The sequence below is a fragment of the Rhodococcus sp. NPDC003382 genome (genome assembly GCF_053589135.1).
Genome location: NZ_JBSFRH010000062.1, coordinates 1 through 25,906, shown reverse-complemented (window position 1 = coordinate 25,906; position 25,906 = coordinate 1). Strand labels below are relative to the sequence as shown.

The following is a 25,906-nucleotide window of genomic DNA, read 5'->3' as shown; positions in this document are numbered from 1 at the left end:
GTCCCTTCTCTCGACAACCCTGCCGAATATACCCGCAGGGGTATATCGCTCATTCCGGTTCCGATCTCGGTACATTGACGGGATCGGATTCGCACCACGGCTGAGGCGGGGGCGCCATGCGACAACCGGACAACGAGACGGTGGGCCGGATCTTCGACACGCTGTCGAGACGGTATGACACACAGATCGACTGGTGGGAACGCCGCGTCATGGGTCTGCCCCGGCAGTGGGCGGTCCCGCGCGCCGAGGGTCGCGTACTCGAACTCGCCGTGGGCACCGGATTGAACCTGCCGCTGTACGGCCCCCAGGTGACGAGCGTCCTCGGCATCGACCTGTCCGAGAAGATGCTCGACATCGCCCGCGCACGCATCACCGATCTGCAGTTGAACCACGCGACCGTGCGCCGCGGCGACGTTCAGGCGCTCGACCTGCCGGACGACAGCATCGACACGGTGGTCTCGACGCTGACGTTCTGCACCATCCCGGATCCGTTGCAGGCGAGCCGCGAAGCGTTCCGGGTACTGGTGCCCGGTGGCCGCATCGTCCTCGCCGAGCACGGGCCGGCCACCAACCGGGTGGCTGCGGCGCTCATGCGGATGGTCGAACCGCTCACGGTCCGGTTCGGCGCCGATCACCTCACCCGTGATCCGGTCCCCTATCTCAAGGACGCGGAGTTCGTCGTCGACGAGGTGCACCGGGTCGGTGCCATGGGTATGGGGTTCCGGGTGGTCGCGCACAAACCGGCGGACCGCGATGCGAACCCGTGAGGGGAAGCGCCGGTCGGGGCGCGCGAGGTCCTCTACGGTGGATTGATGGCGGAGCGTGGTGCACGTCCGAAGGTTCCGAAGGCGCGACGACGGCTGCTGAAGGCTGTGCGGCATCTGTTCACCCCGTTGCGCCCGGACGACTACCTGGAGTTGATCAACCCGCTGTGGACCACGCGGGAATTGCGTGGACGTGTCGAGCGGATCGAACCGGCCGGCGAGTCCGCGGCCACGATCGTGATCCGGCCCGCCCACGAATGGCCCGGGCACCGAGCCGGACAGTACGTTCGCCTCGGTGTGGTCATCGACGGCGTCTACCACTGGCGCGCTTATTCGTTGACGTCCGATCCCCACGCCGACGACGGTCTGATCAGCGTGACCCCGAAACTGGTTCCCACCGGCACGGTCTCGCCGTTCCTGGTCCGTGGGATCGCCCCCGGCGACATCGTCCGGCTCGGCGAGGTCGAGGGCGTGTTCACGTTGCCCGACCCGATCCCGGACCGGATGCTGTTCGTCAGTGCAGGCAGCGGCATCACTCCGATCGTGAGCATGTTGCGTCATCTCGACCACCTGGACGCCCTCGACGACGTGGTGGCCGTGCATTCGGACCGGACCGCCGGGCAGATCATGTTCGACTCCACCTTGCGCGAGTTGGATCGTCGTCGGGAAGGCTTCCACCTGCACGTGCGGCTGACCGAGACGGAGGGCCGCATGCAGCCTGCCGAACTGGACTCACTGTGCCCGGATTGGCGCGAGCGTGAGGCGTTCGTCTCCGGTCCCGGAGAGATGCTCGACGCGCTGGTGGAGCACTGGAACGCCCACGGCGACCCCGCGAAGCTGCACCTCGAACGCTTCCAGCCCATCATCGGCGGCTCCGCAACCGCCGGTGCGGGCGGAACCGTCCGTTTCCTGGAAAGCGGGATTGAAACCCACTGCGACGGGGGTACCCCGATCCTGGTTGCCGGCGAGCAGGCCGGAGCCGAGTTGCCTTTCGGGTGCCGGATCGGGATCTGCCATACCTGCACCGGGACATTGAAATCGGGACGGTTGCGGGATCTGCGCACCGGGGAGGTTGCCGATTTCACCGGTCAGGTGGTGCGGACCTGCATCAACTCCGCGGAAGGCGACATCGAGATCGAGCTGTGAACGAAGGGACCACCGAGGTGAGTATCGACGTGGAAAGCCCCCTCGCGCATCTGAGCGAAGAAACCGTCGAGGCGTTGGCCGAGGAGTTCGACGCCATCCACGACGAGGTCTACGCGGACCTCGGCGAGCGGGACCGGCGCTACATCAAAGCGGTGATTGCCGCCCAGCGGCAGTTGGCCGTGGCGGGGCGGGTGCTGTTGCTGGGTTCGGCCGCGAAACCCGCGTGGTGGGCAGGCACCGCGTGTCTGGGGATGGCGAAGATCCTCGAGAACATGGAGATCGGTCACAACGTCATGCACGGCCAATGGGACTGGATGAACGACCCCGCCATCCACTCCTCGTCGTGGGACTGGGACACCGCGTCGACCGCGAAGGCGTGGAAGCACTCGCACAACTACATCCACCACACCTTCACCAACATCCGCGGCAAGGACAAGGACCTGGGCTACGAGATCATGCGGATCGACCCGCACCAGAAATGGCATCCGGTCTACCTGGCCCAGCCCTTCTACAACGTGTTGCTCATGGCCTTCTTCGAATGGGGGGTCGCGCTGCACGACATGGACCTCGAGGCCGTGCGGGCCGGCGAGAAATCCTGGCCCGAGGTCTGGGAGGACCTCAAAGGGATCGCGGGCAAGGCCCGGGCACAGATCGTCAAGGACTACGCCGGCTGGCCGTTGATCAGCGCCGGCGCATTCGGCCTGGCCCAGCTCGCCTTCCGCGGCCGGCTCGGCCAACCGGAAACCTCTCGGCTCGGTCGGCTGCTGCGGTCCCTCCGGCCGACCGGACGAGGGTCCGGCGTCGCCGACATCCTCGATCGCACGGTCCCGGGCGTCGAGCGCACGTTCCTGGCCACCCTGGTGGCGAACGCTACCGCGAACATCATCCGCAATGTGTGGGCACACGGCATCATCTTCTGCGGCCACTTCCCGGACCAGACCTACACGTTCAGTCCTCGCGAGGTGGAGAACGAGACCCGCGGCGGCTGGTACGTGCGCCAGCTCGTCGGTGCGGCGAACATCGAGGGCAGCCCGCTCTTCCACATCATCAGTGGAAATCTCGGATACCAGGTCGAGCACCACCTGTACCCGGACATGCCGAGCAGCCGCTACGCGGAGATCGCACCCAAGGTGCGGGAGATCTGCCAACGGTACGAACTGCCGTACAACTCCGGAGGGCTGGTGAAGCAGTGGTCCATGGTGCACCGAACCATCCTGCGGCTCGCGTTTCCGGGCGGAGCACCGCGCCCGAAGCCGGGTCCGTACCGCGGTGAGCTCGACCCGGGCGGCGCGACCGGCCCGAGTGAGGCGGCGCGGTTCCGGCAGCGGGTCCCGGCGGGCAGCGCGGCTGCGGGTCCCGAACACGACAGCGGGGGCGTGAACGTCTCCCTACCCCCACGCGGACAGGACTAGCCACCAGGCCGATCGGTGAGCCGACGTCACCCGAGCGGCCGAAGAAGTGGGTCGACCGGCTCCGGCAGCAGTCCGCAGGCGGCCAGCCACTCCCCCGCACCGGCTCCGAACTCCTCCGGAGCGACTGAGCCACTACCTTCGGGGATGCGCCCGAGCAGGGGTACACCGGTGACGTCGGGCAGATCCTCGAGATTGCACTGCTGCGCGAGATCCGGTGCCGCAGGCCATGATCCGATCACCGTGCCGATGCACCGCACACCGGCCGACCGCAGCGCCGCGACCGTCAGGGCGCTGTGGTTGAGGGTGCCCAGACCGGCCGCCGCCACGACCAGCGCCGGCGCGTCCAGTGCCGCCGCGACATCGGCGAGGGTGAAGCCGTCGGCTCCGATCCGGACCAGCACTCCCCCGGCGCCTTCGACGAGTGTCAGGTCGTGGGTCGCGTCGAGCTCCCGTACCGCGGCAACGACATCGAGCAGGCTCAGCAGCGGTCGTCCGCTGCGTCGGGCCGCGGTGTCCGGCGCGAGCGGTTCGGGATAGCGGGCCAGTTCGAGGGTGTCGATGCCGGGACCGGCGAGGCGGGTGATCTCGGCGAGGTCGCCGGGTTCGTCGTCGGCGACGCCGGTCTGCGCGGGTTTGCACACCGCGACCCGCAGACCGGCCGCCGCCGCAACCGCGGCAACTGCCGCCGTCGTCACGGTCTTACCGACGTCGGTGGAGGTACCGGTGACGCAGAGAACGCTCACACGCGTGCCTCCGCGAGGACGTCACCGAGCACCGACTCGATCATCGCGAGATCGTCGGCGTCCAGGTTCGCGCGGGCGGTCAGGCGCAGCCGGGACGTACCCGCGGGAACGGACGGGGGCCGGAAGCACCCGACGTGCAGGCCGCGTTCGCGGCACGCCGCGGCGGCACGGACGGCGACCATCGGGTCCCCGAGGATCACCGAGACGACCGCGGATTCGGGCGTGTCGACACCCGAGATGCGGGCGAGATCGGCGGCCCGGTCGAGCACCGCGGTGGCACGCTCCGGCTGCTCCCGGAGGATGCGCAGGGCGGCGCGGGCGGCGCCGACCGCCGCGGGTGCGAGCCCGGTGTCGAAGATGAAGGTCCGGGCGGTGTCGATGAGATGTTCCCGGATCCTGCTGTCGCCGAGGACGATTCCGCCCTGTGCGGCGAGCGACTTGGACAGCGTCGCCGTGATGACGACGTCGGGCTCGCCGGCGAGGCCCATTTCGTGTACGAGTCCGCGTCCCCCTACACCGCGGACGCCCACACCGTGGGCCTCGTCGACGAGCAGCAACGCGCCGTGCGCCCGGCACACCCGGTGGAGTGCCTGCAGCGGCGCGAGGTCACCGTCGGCGCTGAACACCGAATCGGTGAGAACGAGGGCGCGCGGTTGCGCGCGCGCAGCGAGGACTGCCTCGACGAACTCGACGTCGCCGTGGGGCGCGACCTGGATCCGCGACCGCGACAGGCGGCATGCGTCGACGAGCGAGGCATGGCAGCCGGCGTCGGAGACGATCAGGGTGTCCGGGCCGCCGAGCGCGGTGACCGCGCCGAGGTTGGCGGCGTATCCGCTGGCGAACACGAGACCTGTTTCGGCGCCGACGAATTCGGCGAGTTCACGTTCGAGCAGTTCGTGTTCGGCGGTGGTGCCGGTGACCAGCCGGGAACCGGTCGCGCCCGCACCCCAGCGGCGCAGTGCGGCCGCGGCGCCGGCGACGACCTCGGGATGCCGGACCAGGCCGAGGTAGTCGTTGGACGCCAGATCGACGAGACGGGAGCCGGACGTGCGAGGCAGCAGTGTGCGGTGCAGTCCCGCGACGCGGCGCTTCTCGGCGGCGTCGTCGAGCCAGGCCAGACTGACGGGTGCGGTCATGGAACGACACCATACTTGAACAGCGTTCAAGTGGCCAGACGAGACGAGCTACCCGACTGTCACCGGTCGGCTCAACCACCGACCCCCTCAGGCAGGCGCGTCCGACCGGGCGTTCTCCTGCAGTTGCCGGATGGCGTCGACCAGCGGCGCGAGTTCCGGCTGGGCAGTAGCCTCGTCGAGCGCCTCACGCAGCGCGGCGTTGTGGGTGGGCCGGGCTTCCTCCAGCAGGCTCCGCCCGGCCTCGGTGACGTCGGTGTAGATACCGCGCCGGTCGGTGGGACACAGGTAGCGCGCAAGCAACCCGCGGTCCTCCAATCGGGTCACGAGCCGGGTGGTGGCACTCTGACTGAGGACGACGGAGTCGGCGACCTGTCGCATCTGGAGATGCCCACCCTCACCGTCGTGCTGGCGATCCAGCACGTCCAACAGCGAGTACTCGCGTGCGCTCAACCCGTGCGCCGACTGCAGCGCGCTTTCGATCCTGTTCTCGATTCGCCCGTGCAACAGCGAGAGCGCCGACCAGCTGTGTGCCAGCGCGGTCATCGTCGGGTCCGTGGCGGTCATCGTCGGCTCCCTCGATCCGTCGTGTGAACAGGTGACGCCGGCAGTCGACCGGCGTGATCATCACGCCCGACTATACCCGCGCTTGCAAATAGTCGGCGTCTGCAATTATTGTTGACGCCTGCAAAGCGCGTACGCGCATTTCTTCATCCGATCAAAGGATCGCTTCTCATGCCGCTCGCACTGCTGGCCCTTGCTGTCGGGGCCTTCGGAATCGGCACCACGGAATTCGTGATCATGGGGCTGCTGCCCCAAGTGGGAACGGATCTCGGGGTGTCCGTGCCGACGGCCGGATACCTGGTCACCGGCTACGCCCTCGGGGTTGTGATCGGCGCCCCGATCATGACCGTCCTCGGCACCAAGATCTCTCGCAAGAACATGCTGATGCTGCTCATGGGCCTGTTCATCCTCGGCAACATCATCTCCGCCGCGGCCCCGGTCTTCGCCGTCATGCTGATCGGCCGCGTGGTGGCGTCCCTGGCCCACGGCGCCTTCTTCGGGATCGGCTCCGTCGTCGCCGCCGAACTGGTGGCGCCACAGAGGAAGGCGGCCGCCATCTCGCTGATGTTCACCGGACTGACCGTGGCGAACGTCGTCGGGGTGCCGATGGGCACGCTCGTGGGCCACACCGCAGGCTGGCGCATGACCTTCCTGGTCGTCGCCGCTCTCGGCGCCGTCGGCCTTGCCGGCGTCGCCAAGCTCGTACCCGACCTCCCCAAGCCGCCGGGAGTGCAGCTGCGGCACGAGATCGCAGCCTTCGAGAACATTCAGGTCGTGCTGGCCATGACGATGACCGTCCTGGGCTTCGGCGGCGTGTTTGCGGCGATCACCTACATCGCGCCGATGCTCACCGAGGTCGGCAACTTCGCGGACTCCTCCCTCACGTGGCTGATGGCCGCCTTCGGGACGGGGATGGTCGTCGGCAACCTCGTCGGCGGGCACTTCGCGGACCGCAAGCTCATGCCGATGCTCTACACCGCCCTCGCAGGCCTGGCACTGGTCCTCGGCCTGTTCACCTTCCTGGCCTCCGACAAAGCCGCGTCCGTCGTGGCCGTCTTCCTCATCGGCGCACTCGGTTTCGCCACCGTCCCGCCCCTGCAGAAACATGTCCTGGACCACGCACACGGTGCACCGACACTGGCCTCGGCCGCCAACATCGGCGCCTTCAACCTCGGCAACGCCCTGGCCGCCTGGCTCGGCGGCCTGGTGATCTCCGCCGGTCTCGGCTACACCGCACCCAATGCCGTCGGGGCGATCCTGGCCGCCTCCGCCCTGGTTCCGGCCGTTATCTCGCACCGGCTGCAGCGCCGCTCCGCCCGCGCCACCGCGACTCCTGCACCGGCCGCTCCCGACCTCGGCCGCGCCGCTCACGCCACCGCGGGAGCCGTCCACTCCTGACCCTGTCACTCGAAACCCTCACCCAGCGAACATCTTCGAAGGATTCCCTCATGGCACCCTCCACGATCCCCACCGTGAAACTGAACAACGACGTCGAGATCCCCCAGCTCGGCTTCGGTGTCTTCCAGGTCCCCCACGACGCAACCACCGCGGCCGTCACCGCCGCACTCCAGGCCGGTTACCGCAGCATCGACACCGCCGCGATCTACGGCAACGAGACCGGCGTCGGCCGCGCCCTGGCCGCCTCCGACGTACCGCGCGAGGAACTGTTCGTCACCACCAAGGTGTGGAACGCCGACCAGGGTTACGACGCCACCCTCCGCGCCTTCGACGCGAGCCTCGCCAACCTCGGTCTCGACTATCTGGATCTCTATCTGATCCACTGGCCCACCCCCGCCCGCGGCCTCTACCCGGATTCGTGGCGCGCCCTCGAACGCCTCGCGGAGGAAGGACGCATCCGCGCCGCGGGCGTATCGAACTTCCAGCCGACTCACCTCCAGCGCCTGCTGAACGACAGTGCGCTGACCCCGGCCGTCAATCAGATCGAACTGCACCCCGGTCTGCAGCAGGCCGAATTGCGTGCCTTCCACACCAAGCACGACATCGCCACCGAGGCATGGAGCCCTCTCGCCCAGGGTGCCGTTCTGGACGATCCTGCCATCGCAGCGATCGCTCGACGCACCGGCAGATCACCCGCTCAGGTGGTTCTGCGCTGGCATCTGCAACTGGGCAACATCGTGATCCCCAAGTCGGTCACTCCGGCCCGCATCCGCCAGAACCTCGACGTCTTCGACTTCCGGCTCAGCGACACGGACATGGCCGCGATCACCGCGGCCGACCGCAACCTGCGCACCGGACCCCACCCGGACGAGTTCAACTGACGAACGACCGTCCCGCCGAGCCGGCAGGCTTCAGCTCCGCGAGCGTGCCGCCGCGAGCATCCCGCCGGTGATCGCCGCGACGTCGTCCGCGGTGCACACGTACGGCGGCATCGCGTAGATCAGGTTCCGGAACGGGCGCAGCCACACCCCGGCCGCGACCGCGGCGTCGGTGGCGGCGCGCATGTCGACGGGTTCGGCGAGTTCGAGCACGCCGATCCCGCCGAGCACCCGCACATCGGTCACCCCCGGCAGTTCCCGGGCCGGCTCGAGTCCGCTCACGAGGCCGGCGTTCAGGGCCGCGATCTCCGATCGCCAGTCGCGCGAGAGCAGCAATTCGACCGCCGCGACCGCGACGGCGCACGCCAGCGGGTTGCCCATGAACGTCGGCCCGTGCATGACCCCGCCACCTTCCCCGGCGCTGATCACCTCGGCGATCCCGGAGGTGCACAGGACCGCCGCCAGGGTGACGTATCCGCCGGTGAGGGCCTTGCCGACGCACATGATGTCGGGGCTGATCCCGGCGTGACCGGCGGCGAACAGCTCACCCGTGCGACCGAATCCGGTGGCGATCTCGTCGAGGATCAGCAGCAGTCCGTGTTCGTCGCACATGCGGCGCAGCTCGCGCAGATAGGCGGGATCGTGAAAGCGCATGCCGCCGGCGCCCTGCACCACCGGTTCGACGATCACCGCGGCCAGTTCGTCGGTGTGCTCGTTCAGTATCTTCTCGAACTCGGCGACGTAGGCCGGATCGAAGTCGCGCGGCGGTGCGGGGGCGAACACCTGCCGGGCGAGCACGTCGGTCCACATCGAGTGCATGCCACCCTCGGGGTCGCACACGCTCATCGGAGCGAACGTGTCGCCGTGATAGCCGCCGCGCCACGTCATCAACCGGTGACGTCCCGGACGCCCGAGTGCGCGCTGGTACTGCAACGCGAGCTTGATCGCGACCTCCACCGACACCGACCCGGAGTCGGCGAGGAAGACCTTGTCGAGCCCGTCGGGGGTGATCTCCACCAGCAGTTCGGCCAGGCGCGCGGCGGGCGCGTGGGTGAGTCCGCCGAACATCACGTGGCTCATCCGTCCGAGCTGCTCGGTGACGGCCGCGTCGAGCACCGGATGCCGGTAGCCGTGCACCGCGGCCCACCACGAGCTCATACCGTCGACGAGCTCTCGCCCGTCCGCGAGAACGAGCCGGGTGCCGTGCGCGTGGTCGACGACGAGGGGCTCGGTGGAGGCCGGGAACGCCCCGTACGGGTGCCACAGGTGTGCGGCGTCGAGTTCCGCGATGCGGGCTGCGGGCAGAGACGGCGAATTCACAGCCCCGACTGTAGGCGGTTTCATGCCCGTACGAAGCAGCGCATAGGGTGGCTGCCCGTACCTGTGTGCTTTCGTCACAGCAACAGCTCGGTGCCCGCCTCCGAGTCCGACCGGCCCGGAAGGGAGCTCGATGCCCGTCACGACGTTCACACCACGGCTGCGGTCGGCCGACGGCGGTGCCGTCATGTCGGCTCAGCGCGACCGTGCCGTCGCGTCGGCCCGGCGCGCCGATCTCGACGGCCTCCGTGGCCTCGCGATCGCTCTGGTCGTGGTGTTCCACGTGTGGTTCGGGCGGGTGTCCGGTGGTGTGGACGTGTTCCTCGCGCTGTCCGGTTTCTTCTTCGTCGGGTCGCTGCTGCGTGTTACCGAGTCGGCCGCGCCGCTCGATCCGCGGCCGGTGCTGCGCCGGGTGGGCCGGCGGCTGCTGGCACCGTTGGTGCTGGTCCTGGCCGCGGTGGCGGTGGCCCAGGTCGTCCTCACCCCGCCGACCGGGTGGTTCTCGGCAGCGGAACAGCTGTTCGCGTCGCTGACCTTCCTGCAGAACTGGCATCTGGCGCGCACCGCGAGCGACTATCTGGCGGCCGATCCGTCCGTGAGCCCGCTGCAGCATCTGTGGTCGATCGCGGTGCAGGGGCAGTTCTACCTCGCCGCCGTGATCGTGGTGTTCGCCCTGGCGTGGGTCCTGCGGCGCCGCGGCCTGCCCACGCGGATGCCGCTCACGGTGCTCCTCGCCGTGGTCACGGCCGCCTCGTTCGGCTACGCCGCGTTCTCGGGCGCGGACCGGACCTGGCTGTACTACGACAGCGCCACGCGCCTGTGGGAGCTGACGCTCGGCGGGCTGCTCGTGTGCCTGCTGCCGTGGCTGCGGGTTCCGCGGTGGGCCGCGGCGACCCTCGCGGTGCTCGCGCTGGTCACGTTCCTCGGCTGCGGCGCGGTACTCGACGGCCGCGCACAGTTCCCGGGACCGTGGGCGCTGGTACCGGTCGGGGCGGCGCTGCTGCTGGTCGTGACCGGCGCGACCGGATCGACCGCGGTGTCACGTCTGCTGGCGTCGGCGCCGCTGGTACGGCTCGGTTCGATCGCCTACGCGCTGTACCTGTGGCACTGGCCGGTGCTGATCACGTACCTGATCCTGCGGGACCGGCTCACCGTCGGAGTGCTCGGCGGTGTCGGGGTGATCGCCCTGTCGCTGGTGCTGGCCGAGGCCACCACCCGGCTGGTGGAGGACCCGATCCGAAAGGGCGTCCCGTCGCGCGGACGTACCTCGCTCGTCGCGGCTCTGACGAGCGTCGGCGTGGCACTGGCCGCCGTCTCCGCGGGGTGGGTCCAGTACGTCGAGCGTTCCGCCCGGCAGATCGCCGAGCTGCCGAACCTGTCCACCGATGTGTATCCCGGTGCCGCCGTGTTCGACCTGCTGACCGATCCGGTGAGCGCACCGGTGAAACCCCCGCTGACGATCGCCGATCGCGACCTTCCTGCCACCACACTCGAGGAGTGCATCGCCGTGAACGGACAGCAGGAGCCGCTGTCCTGCACCTACGGGGATCCGACGGCGAGCCGCCGGATCGCACTGACCGGCGGCTCGCATTCCGAGCACTGGCTGCCCGCCCTGGATCTGCTCGGCGTCGAGCATCACTTCCGCGTCGACACGTACGTCAAGGTGGGGTGCCCGCTCTCGGCTCCGACGACTCCGCCGGCCGAGGACTCGGCGACCTTCGACTGCGACACATGGTCGACGAATGTGCTGGCCGAACTGGCCGCGAATCCGCCGGACTACGTGTTCACGACGTCGACCCGTCCCCGCGAGGCAGGCGAGGGTCCGGGCGACTACACCCCCGACCGGTACGTGGCGCTGTGGGAGACGCTGACCTCGTACGGCATCCCGGTCCTGGCGATCCGGGACACCCCGTGGCTGAAGGACGACGGCATCCCCTACCGCGCCTCGGACTGTCTCGCCCACGGTGGCGACGCGTACGCGTGCGGCGTCGCGCGGTCCGATGCACTCGACATCGTCGATCCCGCCCAGGACGCGGCCGCGCACCTGCCGACGGTTCATCCGCTGGATCTGTCCGATGTGGTGTGCCGCCCGGAGCGGTGCCTCGCGGTGGAGGGCAACGTCCTGATCTATCGCGATCGCGACCACCTCACCGCCTCGTACGTGCGCACCCTGGCGCCCGAACTGGGCCGCCGGATGCGCACGGTCACCGGTTGGTGGTGACCTGTCGCGCTCGCCGGGATAGTGGGGGCCGTTCCGATTAGGGTGAGCGAGTATGGACCCCAGCGAAGCGACCGCGCCCGGTGACTCCTCCGAGGAGGAACTGCTGGTCTGGCCGGGCACCCCGTATCCGCTCGGCGCCACGTACGACGGCGCCGGCACGAACTTCGCGGTGTTCTCCGAGGTCGCCGAGAAGGTGGAGTTGTGTCTGATCGCCCGCGACAACACCGAGACGCGTATACCGCTGGAGGAGGTCGACGGGTACGTGTGGCACGCGTACCTGCCGATGGTGTCCCCCGGGCAGCGCTACGGCTACCGCGTCCACGGACCGTACGACCCGGCGCAGGGGCTGCGCTGCGATCCGAGCAAGCTGCTGCTCGATCCGTACGGCAAGGCGTTCGACGGCGCATTCGACGGCGACCCCTCGCTGTACTCGTATGAGGTCGCGGTGCCGGAGGCCGACGACAGCGTGCCCGAAGCCGGGGACGACGAATCCGGGGCGGACGAATCCGGGGCCGGCGAGGACGCGGCCGCCGAGGAGGACACCGCGCTCGAAGCCGAGGGTCCGGAGCCCGCCGACGAGGACCCACCCGCCGAGGACGAGACGGGCGACGAACAGTCCGGTGACGCCGACGGTTTTCCGCAACTCGATTCGCTCGGGCACACCATGACCACGGTGGTCATCAACCCGTTCTTCGACTGGGCCACCGACCGCCCACCGCGCCGGCCCTATCACGAGACGATCATCTACGAGGCCCACGTCAAGGGCATGACGGCGACACACCCCGGGATCCCGGAACAGCTGCGCGGAACCTATGCGGGACTGGCACATCCGGTGATCATCGACCATCTGCGCGATCTCGGGGTGACCGCGATCGAGTTGATGCCGGTGCACCAGTTCATGCACGACCAGGTACTGCTCGACCAGGGCCTGCGAAACTACTGGGGTTACAACACGTTCGGTTTCCTCGCCCCGCACACCGAATACTCGTCGTCGACGAAACCCAGCGCTGTCGTCGCGGAGTTCAAGGCGATGGTGCGCGCCTTCCACGAGGCGGACATCGAGGTGATCCTCGACGTCGTCTACAACCACACCGCCGAAGGCAACCACCTCGGGCCGACCATCAGTTTCCGCGGCATCGACAACGCCGCCTACTACCGGCTCGTCGACGACGACAAGGCCCACTACATGGACTACACGGGCACCGGCAACAGCCTCAACGCCCGTCACCCGCACACCCTGCAGCTGATCATGGATTCGCTGCGGTACTGGGTGCTCGAAATGCACGTCGACGGGTTCCGGTTCGACCTGGCGTCGACGCTGGCCCGGGAACTGCACGACGTGGACCGGCTGTCGGCCTTCTTCGATCTGGTGCAGCAGGACCCGGTCGTCTCGCAGGTCAAGCTCATCGCCGAGCCCTGGGACGTCGGCGAAGGCGGCTATCAGGTGGGCAATTTCCCCGGGCTGTGGACGGAATGGAACGGCAAGTTCCGCGACACGGTCCGTGACTACTGGCGCGGTGAACCCGCGACCCTCGGCGAGTTCGCGTCCCGCCTCACCGGGTCGTCGGATCTGTACGAGGCGACGGGCCGGCGTCCCGGCGCGTCGATCAACTTCGTGACCGCACACGACGGGTTCACACTCGCAGATCTGGTGTCCTACAACGAGAAACACAACGAGGCCAACGGCGAGGACAATCGCGACGGCGAATCGCACAACCGGTCGTGGAACTGCGGCGCCGAAGGACCCACCGACGATCCGGAGATCCTGGCGTTGCGGGCGCGGCAGCAACGCAACATCATGGCGACGCTGATGCTGTCGCAGGGCACCCCGATGCTCGCCCACGGCGACGAGATCGGCCGGTCGCAGCGCGGCAACAACAATGTCTACTGCCAGGACAACGAACTTTCGTGGATGGATTGGTCGCCCGAGAGCGTGGACACCGACATGCTCGCCTTCACCCGCAACGTGATCCGGATGCGTCGCACTCATCCGGTGTTCCGGCGGCGCCGGTTCTTCGAGGGCCGGCCGATCCGCAGCGGCGACCAGTCCCGCGACATCGCGTGGCGCACGCCGGGCGGCGACGAGATGACGCCGGAGGACTGGGACAGCGGCTTCGGCAAGTCCCTCGCGGTGTTCCTCAACGGTGACGGCATCCCCGAGCCGGACCAGCGCGGGCAGCGCGTCGTCGACGACACGTTCCTGCTGTGTTTCAACGCCCATCACGAGCCGATCGACTTCGTCACCTCGGGCGGACCCGACGACCCCGACTGGACGGTGGCGCTGGACACGGACACCCCCGACGGTCTGCGGGACCTGACGGTCGCCGCCGGCGAGTCGGTGCAGGTGCAGGCCCGGTCGTTGCTGGTGCTGCGGCGTCCGCGCAGCCAGGACTGACGGCGCTCCGCGCCTCGTGCGCGGTTTCGGTAGCGGCAGCTGCCAAAACCACGCACGAGGCAGCGGGCTGTCGGTGGGTTCCTATTCCTCGGAATCGATGACGGACCTGAGGGTCGCGAGGTCCTCGGGGGTCGTTCCCTCCGGCCGCAGGACGGCGTTCCACCCGTCGACGTACTCGGTCGTGTACTTGTGGCCGTGCCCGCCGGGAACCCCGGTCGAGAACGGTAGATCCGCGGTGACCTGCCAGAACGTGACGAACGGCATCCAGACCATGTCCTCGAGCACGTCCGTGCCCGGAGCCTCACCGATCCAGTCCGGCTCGTTCAGGATCAGGTGCGGACTCCACCACACGATCGGGTCCGACGGGTGCATCAGGTACATGACCCTGTTGCCGTCCCACGGCCGGCCCGCGGGCGGGATCCCTGCCTCGGCGTCGTTCGTGAACCGCACCGTGCGCCCGTTCTTGTAGATCGGTTCGACCTCCGGGCTGCCCGGCTCGCGATTATCACTGAAGTCACGGAACAGAGTGTTGAAGTTGGGCGGGCCGGCGAACAACGTACCCGCCGTGCGGTTGCTCAGGTCGCGTTCCCCGCTGAAGGCCGTTTCCCCACCGAACGAGCCGAGGCTCTCCCCCGCAACGAACAGCCGGGGACGGCTGTCCGGCGGCAGTTTCAGCCACTCCTCGTAGACCGCGTCGAACAGGTCCCGGCCGGCTTCACGAGCCTTCGACTGGTCGACCAGATAGGAGATCCACGAGGGCAGGTACGAGTACTGGATCGCCACGGTTGCCGCATCGCCGCCGGTGAGATATTCGAACGAGTCGACCAGGGCCGGGTCCACCCAGCCGCTGCCGGTCGTGGTCACCACGAGCAGGTTGGCGCGTTCGAAGCCGCCGGCCCGGGTCAGGTCCTCGACGGCCAGTGCCGCGCGGGCCTCGGTGTCGTCGGCGGATGCGAGCCCGGCGTAGATCCTGATCGGCTCCTCGGCGGGCCCGCCCACGAACCCGCCGATCTCGTCCACGGAGGGGCTGTCTCCGATGAAGGCGCGCCCCTGGTAGCCCAGCGTGTCCCACGGCACCACAGACTCCGGGCCGCCCGATCGCAGACCGGTCGTGGGCTGCTGCACCCCCTCCGGCGTCTGCGTATCCCTAAGCGAGAACGCCGAATTGGCGACATTGACGAAACCGCTGAGCAACACCCCCGAGACGACCAGGTAGACCAGTGCGGCCACCAGCACCCAGCCGACGGCGGACGCCGCACTGCGGCCGATCCAGCGATCGAGCAGCGTCGCGATCCAGCGGTAGATACCTCGGATGCCACGGCCCATCGCCACCAGAAGGGCGAAGACCACCACCGCGATCACGGGTGAGAGAACAACGAGCGGAATGTTGTAGTCGGTGACCCCCATCAACTCCCGAATCCGGTGCTGCCAGTACTGCCCGAATCCGAATGCGACGGCGAACAGCACCACCGCGGTGACGGCGAACACCAGCCACGCACGCCGGCTCGGACGCCGCGGGCCCCGGTCGGCGAACGCGCGCCACACCCATGCTGCGAGCACACCGAGTCCGTACCCGATCGCCGCGGTGATCCCGCAGACCAAGCCCTGCAGGAGCCCTCCGCGCGGGAGCAGGGACGGGGTGAACGACAAGCACGCGAAGACGAGCGCACCCCAGCATCCGGGAAGGGTGACGTACAGCAACCTGCGGCGCGACCCTGCGGGAGCCGACTCTCGGTCGTCGACCTCGGTTCCGGACCGACCCGGCTCGGCGTGCCCGACATCGGCCGGGATCTTCTGCTCCATGGCGACCTCCGCGTCAATGATCGCCCGCGCCGAACCGTTGCGCCGGTTTTTCCGGGTTCTACCACCGGTGCATGTGCCGCACCTGTCGGGGATCTTCGATAGGTTTCCCGGCATGGCGACCCCTCACGATCTCGACGTGCTCGTGCTCGGTCCCGAAAACCCCCGGGGCATCGTGCTTTTCGGGTCGGGATCCGGCGGGGATCCGGCCCGGTACCGGACCGTGCTCACCGCGCTGGCGGACGCCGGTTACCGGGTGCTCGCACCGCGCCACACGCGGTTCGCCCCCGACACTGCGACACCCGACGAGTTCGTCGAGCGCCCCCGGGGACTGAAGGACGCGCTGGCACGGTACGACGAAAGCGGGGATCTTCCGGTGTTCGCGGTGGGGCATTCGATCGGCGGCTGGGCCGCCCTGTGCCTGGCGGGTGCCGTCCCCCGGGAAAGCGACCCGATCACTCCGCCCGCCACGATCGAGATCCTGCGCCGCAGCCGCGGGCAGGTCGACGCACAGGTGCTGCCCCGGGTCGGGCACTTCGATTTCATGGACACACTGCCGCCGGGTGTCGAACCGGATCCGGCGCTGGATCGGGCCGCGTTCCTGCGGGATCTGGGCGAGAGCACCGTCGCGGCGCTCTCGCACTGACCCGGTGACCGCCTGGCTGTCCCTAGCGCAGGAGACGATGCAACTCCACACCACCCAGTGCACCGTCCTCGATCGTCGCGGTCATGTACGTGCAATACGGCTGCCGACGCCGATCCGTCGGCGAACCCGGATTGAGCAAGCGCAGACCACCGGGGGCCGTGGTGTCCCACGGAATATGGGAATGGCCGAACACCAGTACATCCGTGTCCGGATAGGCCGCCGCCATGCGCTTCTCCCTGCCCGCCGAGGGCCCGGTCTCGTGCACCACAGCGAGCCGAACACCGTCGAGCGTCACCCGAGCGATCTCCGGAAGCCGCTCCCGCAGGGCAGGGCCGTCGTTGTTGCCCCAGCACGCGACGAGTCGTACGGCGCGTTCCTCCAGAGCGTTCAACAATCCGATCTCGATCCAGTCTCCGGCGTGGACGACGACGTCGGCGCGGTCCACCTCGTTCCACACCTCGTCGGGCAACCGGCGCGCACGGGCAGGGACGTGGGTGTCGGCCAGCAGCAACAACCTCATGGGCTCAGTGTGCCGCTCCCGCCCTGGGGTACACCCCGAACATGACCGTTCCAGCACACGACAGACTCGCCGTGATCACGGGCGCGGACTCCGGCATGGGCAAGGCCACCGCCGAACTGCTCGCCTCCGAGGGATTCGACGTCGGCATCACGTTCCATACCGACGAGGCCGGGGCCGACGACACCCGTGCCGCCGTCGAGCAGCGCGGAAGACGGTGCTTCGTCACCCGCCAGGACCTGACGAGCCCGGACACCGCCGATGTGATCGACGACCTCGCCCGGCAACTCGGTGGGCTCGGCGTACTGGTGAACAATGCCGGCACCGGACATCGCGACGGAGTCCTCGACCTGTCCTACGACCGGTGGCGGGAAGTGCTTGCCACCGACCTCGACGGACCGTTCCTGTGCGCACAACGAGCAGCACGGCACATGGTCGACGCCGGTCGGGGAGGACGGATCATCAACATCACGAGCGTCCACGAACACGTACCGCGTTTCGGTGCGTCCGCGTACTGTACGGCCAAGGCGGGACTGGGGATGCTGACCCGTTGTCTCGCACTCGAACTCGCACGGCACGGCATCACCGTCAATTCGGTCGCTCCGGGTGAGATCGCCACCCCGATGACCGGCATGGACGAATCCGAGGCCTTCCACGAGGATCGTCCGGGCAACCCGACCGGCCGCCCCGGTCACGTCAACGAGGTCGCGTCCGTCGTCGCGTTTCTGGCGTCGCCGCGCGCGTCGTATCTGACCGGCCGTTCGATTCCGGTCGACGGTGGTCTGATGCTCATGGCCGCGCACGGACACGACATGAACGACGCCAGTTGGCGCGAACTCTGACTAGTTCCCGGCCCGACCCCTCGCCCAGGCGGCCCACAGGGTGGCGTAGCGACCGCCGCTGCGGAGAAGCGCGTCGTGCGAGCCCTGCTCGACGATGGCGCCGCGGTCCATTAGCACGATCCGGTCGGCGGTGGCGGCCTGGCTGAGCCGGTGCGCGACGATCAGCGCCGACCGCCCCTCGAGCGCCGCCTCGGCGGACGCCTCGAGCAGGTTCGCGCCGGCGCTGCCGGCGTCGGCGGTGGCCTCGTCGAGGATCACCAGTGCCGGATCGAGCAGCACGAGCCGTGCCAGCGCGACCTGCTGGACCTGCATCGGCGACAGGTCGTGTCCGCCGTCGCCGACGATCGTCTCGATGCCGTCGGGCAGCAGCTCCACCCAATCCCATGCGTGTATCCGGCACAGGGCGTCGCGGATCTGCTCGGCGGTGGCGTCCGGTGCGGCCATCCGCAGGTCGTCGGCGAGCGAACCCGCGAACACGTGCGTTTCCTGCGTCACCAGCGCGACCCGGCGTGCACGCTCCGATTCGTCGAGTTCCGCGAGGTCGGCACCACCGAAGCGCACCACACCGCGCACGGGCCGGTGGATGCCCGCGAGAACCGCCGCGAGAGTGGTCTTGCCTGCGCCGGACGCACCGACCAGCGCGACGTGCTCGCCGTCCGCGATCGTCAGCGACACCCCGTCGAGCACCGGGTCCTTCCCCGGGTACGCGAACGTGATGTCCTGCGCTTCGAGCGCCCGGCCCTGCGGCACCGGCGTCGACGCGGCCGCGGTCCGGTCGGATCCGAAGCGTTCGCCTTCGACGGTCACTCCGACGATGCGCACCAGCGACGCCGCTGCGGACTGCAGGTCGTCGGTCACCATCAGCAGTTCACCGATCGGCCCGAACAGCCGCAGGAAGAACAGCATGGCCGCGGTCGCGGCGCCGACGGTGAGCCCCTCGTTCCCGACGAGCATGTAGCCGACGACGAGAATGGTTGCCATACCGACGAATTCGGCGAGGTTGATGCCCGCGAAGAAGCGGTTCTGCACGACGCGGGCGCGCAGCGTCCAGCGCACGACCTCCCACGAGCGTCCCTCGATCTCGGTGAGCAGCCGTCCGGTCAGGCCGAACGCGCGTGCCGAGTCGAGGCCGCGGATCGCGCCGAGCACCTCGTGTGCGCGTTTCGCCATCGCAGCACGCTCCCCCGTGTAGACCGGCGGTGCCTCGCGCACGTACCGCCGAACCGTGAAGATGTGCACCGGCAGCACGACCACGACGACGGCGAGGAACCGCCAGTCCAACGCGGCGAGTCCGACGACGGTCGCGGCGATGGTGAACACCGATGTCGAGATCGCCGGAACACCCTGGGAGATGGCGGTGCTCACGACCTCGACGTCGTCGGTGGCACGCGACACCAGGTCACCGCTGCCCGCGGCCTCGACCCGCGAGAGCGGCAGCCGCAGCGCCGAGGCCAGCATGCGTTCGCGCAGCCGGGCGAGGACCGTCTCGAACAGCTGGGCCGAGGCGGCGACACCGGCGCCGGTGAGCCCGGCACCCGCGACGGTGGCGACGACCATGACAATCGCGAGCCGCCACACATCGCCGGCGTCACCGCCGTCGATGGCGATGTCGACGATGCGGCCGAGCGCCCACGGCATGACCAGCCCGAGCACGGCGGCCGCGACGAGCAGCGCGACGACGCCGATCAGGCGTGCGCGGCTGCCGGACAGCGCGGCGAAGAAGTGCGCGGCGGTGGTGCGGGCGTCGGCGATGGGGAGAGGACCGGCCGGTGCGGTCTCGTGGATCGCGGTGCTGGTCATCGGTGGGCCTCCACGGGCGTACCGGCCGGGACGGCCGAGGACAGTGCGGGTACCTCGTCGGCGGCTCCGCGATGGACCAGGCGTCCCTCGGCGAGGACGATCACCTCGTCCGCTGCGGCGAGATGCGCCGGGGCGTCGGTGAACACCAGGGTCAGCCCGTCGGTGCGGGCCTGCCCCAGCCGCTCGGCGACATTCGATTCCGTGACGGAGTCGACCGCCGTGGTGGGGTCGACCAGCACGAGCACCGAGGAGTCCGCGGCGATCGCCCGGGCCAGCGCGACGCGCTGCCGCTGACCACCGGACAGCAACCGGCCCGCCTCCCCCACCGGGGTGTCGAGGCCGTCGGGCAGCACCTCGACGACGTCGTCACAGGCTGCGGCGAACACGGCACGGGTGATGCGGGTGTCGCGATCCGCGGCCTCCGGATCGACGGCGGCGGCGATGTTGTCGAGCACGGATCCCTCGAACAGCGCCGCGTGGTGCGGGGCGACGCGCACGGTGGCGATCGCGGTGTCCTCGTCGAGATCGAACAGGTCGGTCTCGCCGATCCGGACGGTGCCGTTCTCGGGCGGGGCCGACCGGGACAGCACCTCGACGAGCGCGGCGGTCGTCGGAGCGTCGGCCACGACCGCGACGAGTCCGGTCGCGGGCAGTTCGAAATCGAGGTCCCGGACCGGTCCGTGGGCGAGGCCGTCGAAGCGGAGCGGACCGGCGGTCGCGCCGACGGTACCGATCTCGGTCGCGGGCGGTGCCTGCAGAACGGTGAGGACGCGGCGCGCGGAGGCGAGCGCGCCGGCCCACACGGCACCGGCGTTGGTGCCGAGGGCGCTGAGCGGACCCATCACGAACTGGGTCAGGCCGACGACGGTGATCAACTGACCGACGGTCAGGCCGCCGCTGACCGCCATCAGGCCGGCGGCGACACCGATCGCGACGACGAACAGACCCGACACCGATTCCATGGCGGCGAGGTAGGCGCCCTCGGAACGGGAGGCGGCGAGCACTCCGCGCAGGGCGCGCCGGCTTGCCTCGAAGTAGCGGCGGGCGGCGACCTCCTCGGCGCCGATGCCCTTGACCACCCGGAAGCCGGTGACGAGATCGGTGGCGGTGCCGGCCGCTTCGCCGGCCATCTCCTGCTGGTGCTCGCTGCGCGCCCGCAGCGGGCCACCGGCCTTGTCGAGGATCCACAGGATCGTGGGGGCACCCACCAGGACCGCGACACCGAGCGGCCACGAGATGGTCAGCAGCACGATGCCGGTGAACACCACCGCGGCGATCTGTCCGATCGGGTAGACGCCGATCGCGCAGGCCATCGCGAGACGCTGCACGTCCGAGGTCGCGATCGACAGGGACACACCGGGAAGTCGTGCGGGCCCGGCCATTCCGCGCGGGTCGAGGATCCGGTCGGTGACCCGGGTGCGCAGCTGGTGCTGCACCGCCTGCATGCCGAGCAGCCCGAGCCGGGATCCGAAGCGGAAGGAGAACGAGAGCATCGCGAACACCGCGCCGAGCACCACCAGCCACAGCAGCAGCTGGGTGCCGTCGTGGGTCGCGATGGCCCGGTCGATCGCCAGGCCCATGACGACCGGGACCAGCGCCTCGCCGACCTGGTGGCCGATCATCAGCACCGCGGCGGGCACGGTCATCCGTCGTGCCGCGAAGATCGTGCGGACCGCGAGTCGGCGGGCGGTGGTGTCGTCGTCGACGCGGATCGGCGGGGTCGCCACCGGTCGGTCGCTACTGAACGTCAGCGGGCGCAGCTTCATGGCTCCTCGGGGGGTTGTGGCACCTGGCGGTTCCGGTCAGGCGTCGTCGCCCTCGTCGTCGTGGTGGTCGAGATTGACGACTCCGCGCTTCCAGTAGCCGTCGATGTCGACCCGTTCCTTCGGCAGACCCAGCTCGCGGCGGAAGTACCGGCGGATCGGCTTGAGTGAGGTGGCTTCGCCGGCGGCCCACACGAAGTAGGGGTCGGTGGGAAGCTCGGCAGCGCGGATCGCCTCGATGAGCAGGTCGGTGCTGCCGGGTGCGGCACTGCCGCGGTGCAGGTAGGTCAGCCGCGCTTCGGCGGACCGCTCGAGATCGAGTTCGTCGCTCGCGTCGCGGACCTCGACGAAGGCCTGGATCCGGGCGGTCGCGGGAAGTTCCTCGAGCCAGCGGGCGAGCGCGGGCAACGCGGTCTCGTCCGCGGCGAGGATGTAGGCGGGGTATCCGGTGGGGACCAGGATCGACCCGCGGGGGCCGAGCACGCCGAGGGGGGCTCCGGCTTCGGCGGTCGCGGCCCAGCGGCCCCCGGTGCCGTGCTCGTGCAGGACGAAGTCGAGGGTGAGTTCACCGGCCTCGGGATCGAACGCGCGAACCGTGTAGTCACGGAACTCGAGACGCCGGCCCGCGGGTTCGATCCACTTGCCGTCGCCTTCGATCTCGGGCATCGCGACGTCGCCGGTGTCGTCGGGGAAGAACAGCTTCACATGGTCGGTGGGCCGCCCGGTGCCGTGCGGGAAGCCGGCGATCTCCGGACCGCCGACGACGATGCGCCGCATCCGCGGGGTCAGGTCGACCGTGCGCAGAACCGTCAGCCGACGGGGCACGAGATCGTGCATCACGATCTTCTCGGTCAGGTCGTCGAGGCTCTCCGCCGCGGTCATCCGGGTGCTCCGTTCTTCGAGGGGTGGGTGGGCGAGGCGCCGCCGGACGCGTACGTGCCGTCGCCCCGGATATGGGGCGACGGCACGAAACTACGTCACGGCTGAGCGTCGGCTCCCTGGTCGACAGCAGCCGAGAACTGCGGGCCGTACTCCTCGATGACCCACTTCAGGCTGATCGGGGACGGGAACGCAGCGGCGCGGGGGGTGCCGTCCTCGCTCGGGGTGATCACGACGGATCCGCGCTGGACGACCGGCAGTGCGGTCCACACCGGGTTGGTGTCGAACACCGAGGTGTCGGCGGTGTTCGGAACGACCCACAGCATGTCGGCGTCGAGCTTGGACGCCTCCTCCCAGCTGATCTGACCCTTGCCCCAGTTGCAGTCGACGGTCTGCGCGTAGTCGCTGAGCTTCATGCCGAGCGAGGTGAGCACGCGGGCCATGTTGTCGTCGTTGGAACACAGGACCCACAGGCCCTCCGCGGACGGGGATACGACGGCGTTGAAGGTCTTGCCCTCGAGTTGCGGGTTCTGCGACTTGACCTGGGCGACAGCGGCTTCCGTCTCGGCGATGGCCTCGTCGGCCTCGGCGGTGCGTCCGACGGCCTCACCGATGCGGCGGGTGCTGTCCTGCCACGAGTCGGAGTTGGCTTCCTCGGTGTAGTGGACGACCGGCGCGATGGCGCTGAGCTTGGCGTAGACGTCCTCGTCCAGCCCGTAGAACGTGGTCGCGACCAGCAGATCGGGATCGAGGGCGGCGATCGCCTCGAAGTTGACCTCGTCGTTGTCGTCGGTCACCGCGATGGCTTCGATGTCGGCCGGGAAGTGTCCCTGCTCCCACGGGTAGCCGGCGGGCACGTCGAGACCCGGATCCGGATACGCGATGGTGTCGACACCGATCGACGCCAGGATGTCGGCGTCGGTCTCGGACAGCGCCAGCACCCGCTCGGGCTGCTGCTCGATGACCGCGTCGCCGAAGGCGCCGTCGATCGTCACCGTGGTCCAGTCCGAGTCACCGCTGCCGGAGGCCGTGTCGTCGGAGTTGCTCGAACATGCCACGGGCAGCGTCACCACTGCGGCGAGCGCCATCAGCCGCGCGGCCAGGCCTCGGGAAGCACTGATCTTCATTCGTCACTCTCAGGGGTCAGGTTAGGTTAGGGTCAGTTAAGGAACGCCTCACAGTAGCAGCAGTGGGCGATCCGTCTCAATCGGTTCATTTGCCGGGTTGAGTCACAAGCCCGACGCGCCGAATCACTCGAGATAGCCCGCGCGACCGGCGAAGAAATCCTTTGCGTCGACCTCGGTTCCGTCGTCCAGACGCAGGCGTTCGAGCACCAGCGCGGGGTTCCCACCGTTCCATGCGTCCGGGCCGCACACGACCGCGATGCCGTTGCCCTCTGGGACCGTGACACGGCCGGGTGTGCCGCCGAAGAGCCGCGGCGAGACCGAGGCCTTCAGGACACGCAGGCGCTCGCCCTTGTAGTAGGTGAACGCGTTCGGGTACGGATCCGCCTGCGCCCGCACCAGGCGCTCGATGGCGTCGGCCGGCCACCGGAAGTCGATGTGGCTGTCGCGCTCGGACCGCTTGTGGAAGTAGGTCGCCTGCGCGGGATCCTGCGCGGTGAAGTCGGTGCGCCCGGATTCGAGCAGATCCAGCGCGTGCAGAAGCACCGGCTCGATGAGATCGACCGTCGCGTGGAACAGATCCGTCGTGGTGTCCTGGGGGCCGACCGCGACGGCCTGCTGCGCGACGATCGGGCCGCCGTCGAGCGAGTCGTCCATCAGGTGCGCGGTGACACCGACGTGGGACTCGCCGTTGATGAGCGCCCAGATGAGCGGCGAGAAACCCGCGTACTTCGGCAGCAGGGAATCGTGCACGTTGAGCGTGCCGAACCGGGGCGCCTGGTAGATCTCCCGCGGCAGCCACGTCCGCCAGTTGTTCGCGATGATCAGATCGGCGTCGGCGTCGCGCACCGCCTGGATCAGCGCGTCGTCGGGGCGCTTGCCCACGAACACCGGGATGCCGTTCTCGCGGGCCAGGTCCTCGACGGAGTCGGACCACATCTGCTCGTACGGATGGTCGCTCGGCGGATGCGTCACCGACAGCACCACCTCGTGCTTGGAGCCGAGCAGCGCCGACAGCGTCCGGTGGCCCCAGGTCTGGTAGCCGAAGGTGATCACTCGCATGGTTTCTCGTTTCTCCTCTGGTTGCGGCCGACGCGTGTCGGCTCGATTCGTTCGGCCCGGGTCGCCGGGCCGGTCGGTCAGTCGTCGGCGAGCGGCAGACCCGTGTGGTCCGCCCACCAGCGCTGCCAGCGGTCCAGGGCCGGACCGGTGTTCAGGTGTTCGTGGTCGATGTCGACGGCGAGCACCTCGACCGGTCCGGCGAAGTACTCCGACCACCGCTCGCATCCGCCGCCGCCCTCTGCGGCGTGTTCGGCGCCGATGACGACGTGCCCGCGGGCACGCACGGGCCCGTGGGTGGGTTCGGTACCCATCAACCGCAGGCAGCGGTCGAACGAGTCCATGAGCGCCGCCGCGTCCCGGTCACCGAGGACCGACAGCGGACCTGCGCCGGCGCGGTTGCGGGCCTGGACCGAGGCGCGGGTCTCCCCCGCGATCTCCTCGAGGCCGGCGAACTCGGCGAAGGCGCGGACCACGTCGGCCTCGCGTTCCTCGTCGGAGCGCACCCGCACGTTCCCCTCCGCGACCGGCGGCGAGTCGAGGATCGTCACGTCGGCGACCTCGAGTCCGCGCGATTCGAGTTCGCGGGCCACCGCGAACGCGATGTGCCCGCCGTACGACCAGCCCATCAGGTGGTACGGGCCGTCCGGCTGGGACTGCACGACGACATCCGCGTAGGCGACGGCGAGTTCGGTCGCGGTCTCGAAATCCCGTCCGTCGCGGGCGTGCGCGGGATCCTGCAGACCGATCACCCGGACGTCGTCCGCCATCCGCGCCGCGAACTCCGCGTACACGGTCGAGTAGCCGGATGCTGCGTGCACCGCGAAGACGGTGTGCCCGCCGTCGCGGCCCGGGGCCAGGACCACCGGGATGCCGTCGCCGCCGCGCACGCCGATCGAGGCACGACCGGCGATCTCGTCGACGAGGCCGGCAATCGTCGGATTCTCGAACACCGAACGCAGCGCCAGCGCGATGCCGAAGTCGTCGTCGATCGCCGCGACCAGCCGGGCCGCGGCGAGCGAATGACCACCGAGTTCGAAGAAGTTGTCGTCCACAGAGATTCGCGTGTCCTCGGGTAGCGCGAGGATCCGGACGATGTGCCGGGCGAGCACGTGCTCCTGATAGGTCTGCGGCAGTCGGCCCGAACCCGCTGCGAGCGGGGCGACCTCGGGCAGTGCAGCGATGTCCGCCTTGCCGTTGACCGTGGTCGGGATCGCGTCCACCACACCGATCGCCGCGGGAACCATGTACTCGGGCAACCGCGCCGACAGGAACGCACGCACCTCGTCGACGAGCGTGTCCGCGCGATCGGGTTCGAGTGCGGTGACGTAGGCCGCGAGGGTGTTCTGCCCGTCCGGACGACGGCGGGCGACGACGACGGCGGTGCGCACACCGGGGCAATCGGTGATCGCGGCGCGGATTTCGTCGAGTTCCACCCGGAACCCGCGGATCTTCACCTGATCGTCACACCGACCCAGATACTCCAACCCACCGAACGCATTCCA

At 69.3% G+C, this 25,906-nt stretch carries 21 protein-coding genes; 9 read left to right on the top strand and 12 right to left on the bottom strand.

What is annotated here, in order from left to right:
* The first annotated feature begins 116 nt into the window (after positions 1 to 116).
* From ACWDUD_RS27710 to ACWDUD_RS27700, 3 genes are read left to right on the top strand one after another with little or no spacing between them, the layout of a single operon-like run.
* Entirely contained in the window at positions 117 to 767 is a 651-nt protein-coding gene (locus tag ACWDUD_RS27710) for a class I SAM-dependent methyltransferase (RefSeq protein ID WP_450111395.1), read from the top strand.
* Positions 768 to 812: 45 nt separating this feature from the next.
* Positions 813 to 1,910 carry a ferredoxin reductase gene (locus ACWDUD_RS27705; protein ID WP_450111394.1) on the top strand — a complete coding sequence of 366 codons (1,098 nt, stop codon included), beginning with the start codon at positions 813 to 815 and terminating at the stop codon, positions 1,908 to 1,910.
* A gap of 17 nt (positions 1,911 to 1,927) precedes the next feature.
* Positions 1,928 to 3,322, top strand: a complete 1,395-nt coding sequence (locus ACWDUD_RS27700; protein WP_450111393.1) for a fatty acid desaturase family protein — start codon at positions 1,928 to 1,930, stop codon at positions 3,320 to 3,322.
* A gap of 26 nt (positions 3,323 to 3,348) precedes the next feature.
* Here the strand turns inward: ACWDUD_RS27700 and bioD are convergent, their stop codons facing one another.
* From bioD to ACWDUD_RS27685, 3 genes are all read right to left on the bottom strand, one after another.
* Positions 3,349 to 4,065, bottom strand: coding sequence for a dethiobiotin synthase (bioD, locus tag ACWDUD_RS27695; protein WP_450111392.1), 717 nt, complete (start codon positions 4,063 to 4,065; stop codon positions 3,349 to 3,351).
* Positions 4,062 to 5,201, bottom strand: coding sequence for an 8-amino-7-oxononanoate synthase (locus ACWDUD_RS27690; RefSeq protein ID WP_450111391.1), 1,140 nt, complete (start codon positions 5,199 to 5,201; stop codon positions 4,062 to 4,064). Before ACWDUD_RS27690 ends, bioD begins: the two co-directional genes overlap by 4 nt.
* An 87-nt stretch (positions 5,202 to 5,288) precedes the next feature.
* Entirely contained in the window at positions 5,289 to 5,765 is a 477-nt protein-coding gene (locus ACWDUD_RS27685; RefSeq protein ID WP_450111390.1) for a MarR family winged helix-turn-helix transcriptional regulator, read from the bottom strand.
* A 168-nt stretch (positions 5,766 to 5,933) separates the two neighbouring features.
* Here ACWDUD_RS27685 and ACWDUD_RS27680 point away from each other — a divergent pair, with 168 nt between their 5' ends.
* The gene (locus tag ACWDUD_RS27680; protein ID WP_450111389.1) at positions 5,934 to 7,160 is read left to right on the top strand and encodes an MFS transporter; all 1,227 of its coding nucleotides are present in this window, start codon (positions 5,934 to 5,936) and stop codon (positions 7,158 to 7,160) included.
* A 50-nt stretch (positions 7,161 to 7,210) separates the two neighbouring features.
* Positions 7,211 to 8,041, top strand: a complete 831-nt coding sequence (locus ACWDUD_RS27675) for an aldo/keto reductase (RefSeq protein WP_450111388.1) — start codon at positions 7,211 to 7,213, stop codon at positions 8,039 to 8,041.
* Positions 8,042 to 8,071: 30 nt separating this feature from the next.
* Here the strand turns inward: ACWDUD_RS27675 and ACWDUD_RS27670 are convergent, their stop codons facing one another.
* On the bottom strand, positions 8,072 to 9,358 hold the full coding sequence (locus ACWDUD_RS27670) for an adenosylmethionine--8-amino-7-oxononanoate transaminase (protein WP_450111387.1): 1,287 nt from the start codon (positions 9,356 to 9,358) through the stop codon (positions 8,072 to 8,074).
* A 130-nt stretch (positions 9,359 to 9,488) separates the two neighbouring features.
* On the opposite strand from ACWDUD_RS27670, the gene ACWDUD_RS27665 reads away from it, so the two are divergent.
* Both ACWDUD_RS27665 and glgX read left to right on the top strand, forming a co-directional pair.
* Complete coding sequence (locus ACWDUD_RS27665) at positions 9,489 to 11,576, top strand: acyltransferase family protein (RefSeq protein WP_450111386.1); 2,088 nt, start codon at positions 9,489 to 9,491, stop codon at positions 11,574 to 11,576.
* Between the two features lie 52 nt (positions 11,577 to 11,628).
* Positions 11,629 to 13,971, top strand: a complete 2,343-nt coding sequence (gene glgX / locus ACWDUD_RS27660) for a glycogen debranching protein GlgX (protein ID WP_450111385.1) — start codon at positions 11,629 to 11,631, stop codon at positions 13,969 to 13,971.
* A gap of 81 nt (positions 13,972 to 14,052) precedes the next feature.
* On the opposite strand, the gene ACWDUD_RS27655 is transcribed toward glgX, so the two are convergent.
* Entirely contained in the window at positions 14,053 to 15,774 is a 1,722-nt protein-coding gene (locus ACWDUD_RS27655; RefSeq protein WP_450111384.1) for an alpha/beta hydrolase, read from the bottom strand.
* 112 nt (positions 15,775 to 15,886) lie between these two features.
* On the opposite strand from ACWDUD_RS27655, the gene ACWDUD_RS27650 reads away from it, so the two are divergent.
* Positions 15,887 to 16,417: an alpha/beta hydrolase gene (locus ACWDUD_RS27650; protein WP_450111383.1), complete on the top strand. Its 531-nt coding sequence runs from the start codon at positions 15,887 to 15,889 to the stop codon at positions 16,415 to 16,417.
* A gap of 22 nt (positions 16,418 to 16,439) precedes the next feature.
* Here the strand turns inward: ACWDUD_RS27650 and ACWDUD_RS27645 are convergent, their stop codons facing one another.
* Positions 16,440 to 16,937, bottom strand: coding sequence for a metallophosphoesterase family protein (locus ACWDUD_RS27645; protein ID WP_450111382.1), 498 nt, complete (start codon positions 16,935 to 16,937; stop codon positions 16,440 to 16,442).
* 41 nt (positions 16,938 to 16,978) lie between these two features.
* On the opposite strand from ACWDUD_RS27645, the gene ACWDUD_RS27640 reads away from it, so the two are divergent.
* Positions 16,979 to 17,776 (top strand): SDR family oxidoreductase, encoded by a 798-nt coding sequence (locus ACWDUD_RS27640; RefSeq protein ID WP_450111381.1) that lies wholly within the window; start codon positions 16,979 to 16,981, stop codon positions 17,774 to 17,776.
* Here the strand turns inward: ACWDUD_RS27640 and ACWDUD_RS27635 are convergent, their stop codons facing one another.
* From ACWDUD_RS27635 to ACWDUD_RS27610, 6 genes are all read right to left on the bottom strand, one after another.
* On the bottom strand, positions 17,777 to 19,576 hold the full coding sequence (locus ACWDUD_RS27635; RefSeq protein ID WP_450111380.1) for an ABC transporter ATP-binding protein: 1,800 nt from the start codon (positions 19,574 to 19,576) through the stop codon (positions 17,777 to 17,779).
* Complete coding sequence (locus ACWDUD_RS27630) at positions 19,573 to 21,342, bottom strand: ABC transporter ATP-binding protein (RefSeq protein WP_450111379.1); 1,770 nt, start codon at positions 21,340 to 21,342, stop codon at positions 19,573 to 19,575. Before ACWDUD_RS27630 ends, ACWDUD_RS27635 begins: the two co-directional genes overlap by 4 nt.
* Before the next feature lie 36 nt (positions 21,343 to 21,378).
* Positions 21,379 to 22,221, bottom strand: a complete 843-nt coding sequence (locus ACWDUD_RS27625; RefSeq protein WP_450111378.1) for a siderophore-interacting protein — start codon at positions 22,219 to 22,221, stop codon at positions 21,379 to 21,381.
* Between the two features lie 95 nt (positions 22,222 to 22,316).
* The gene (locus ACWDUD_RS27620) at positions 22,317 to 23,345 is read right to left on the bottom strand and encodes an iron-siderophore ABC transporter substrate-binding protein (protein WP_450111377.1); all 1,029 of its coding nucleotides are present in this window, start codon (positions 23,343 to 23,345) and stop codon (positions 22,317 to 22,319) included.
* A 123-nt stretch (positions 23,346 to 23,468) separates the two neighbouring features.
* Positions 23,469 to 24,404 (bottom strand): methionyl-tRNA formyltransferase, encoded by a 936-nt coding sequence (locus ACWDUD_RS27615; protein ID WP_197255247.1) that lies wholly within the window; start codon positions 24,402 to 24,404, stop codon positions 23,469 to 23,471.
* A gap of 77 nt (positions 24,405 to 24,481) precedes the next feature.
* The coding region (locus ACWDUD_RS27610) for an alpha/beta fold hydrolase (protein WP_450111376.1) at positions 24,482 to 25,906 on the bottom strand (1,425 nt) is incomplete at its 5' end.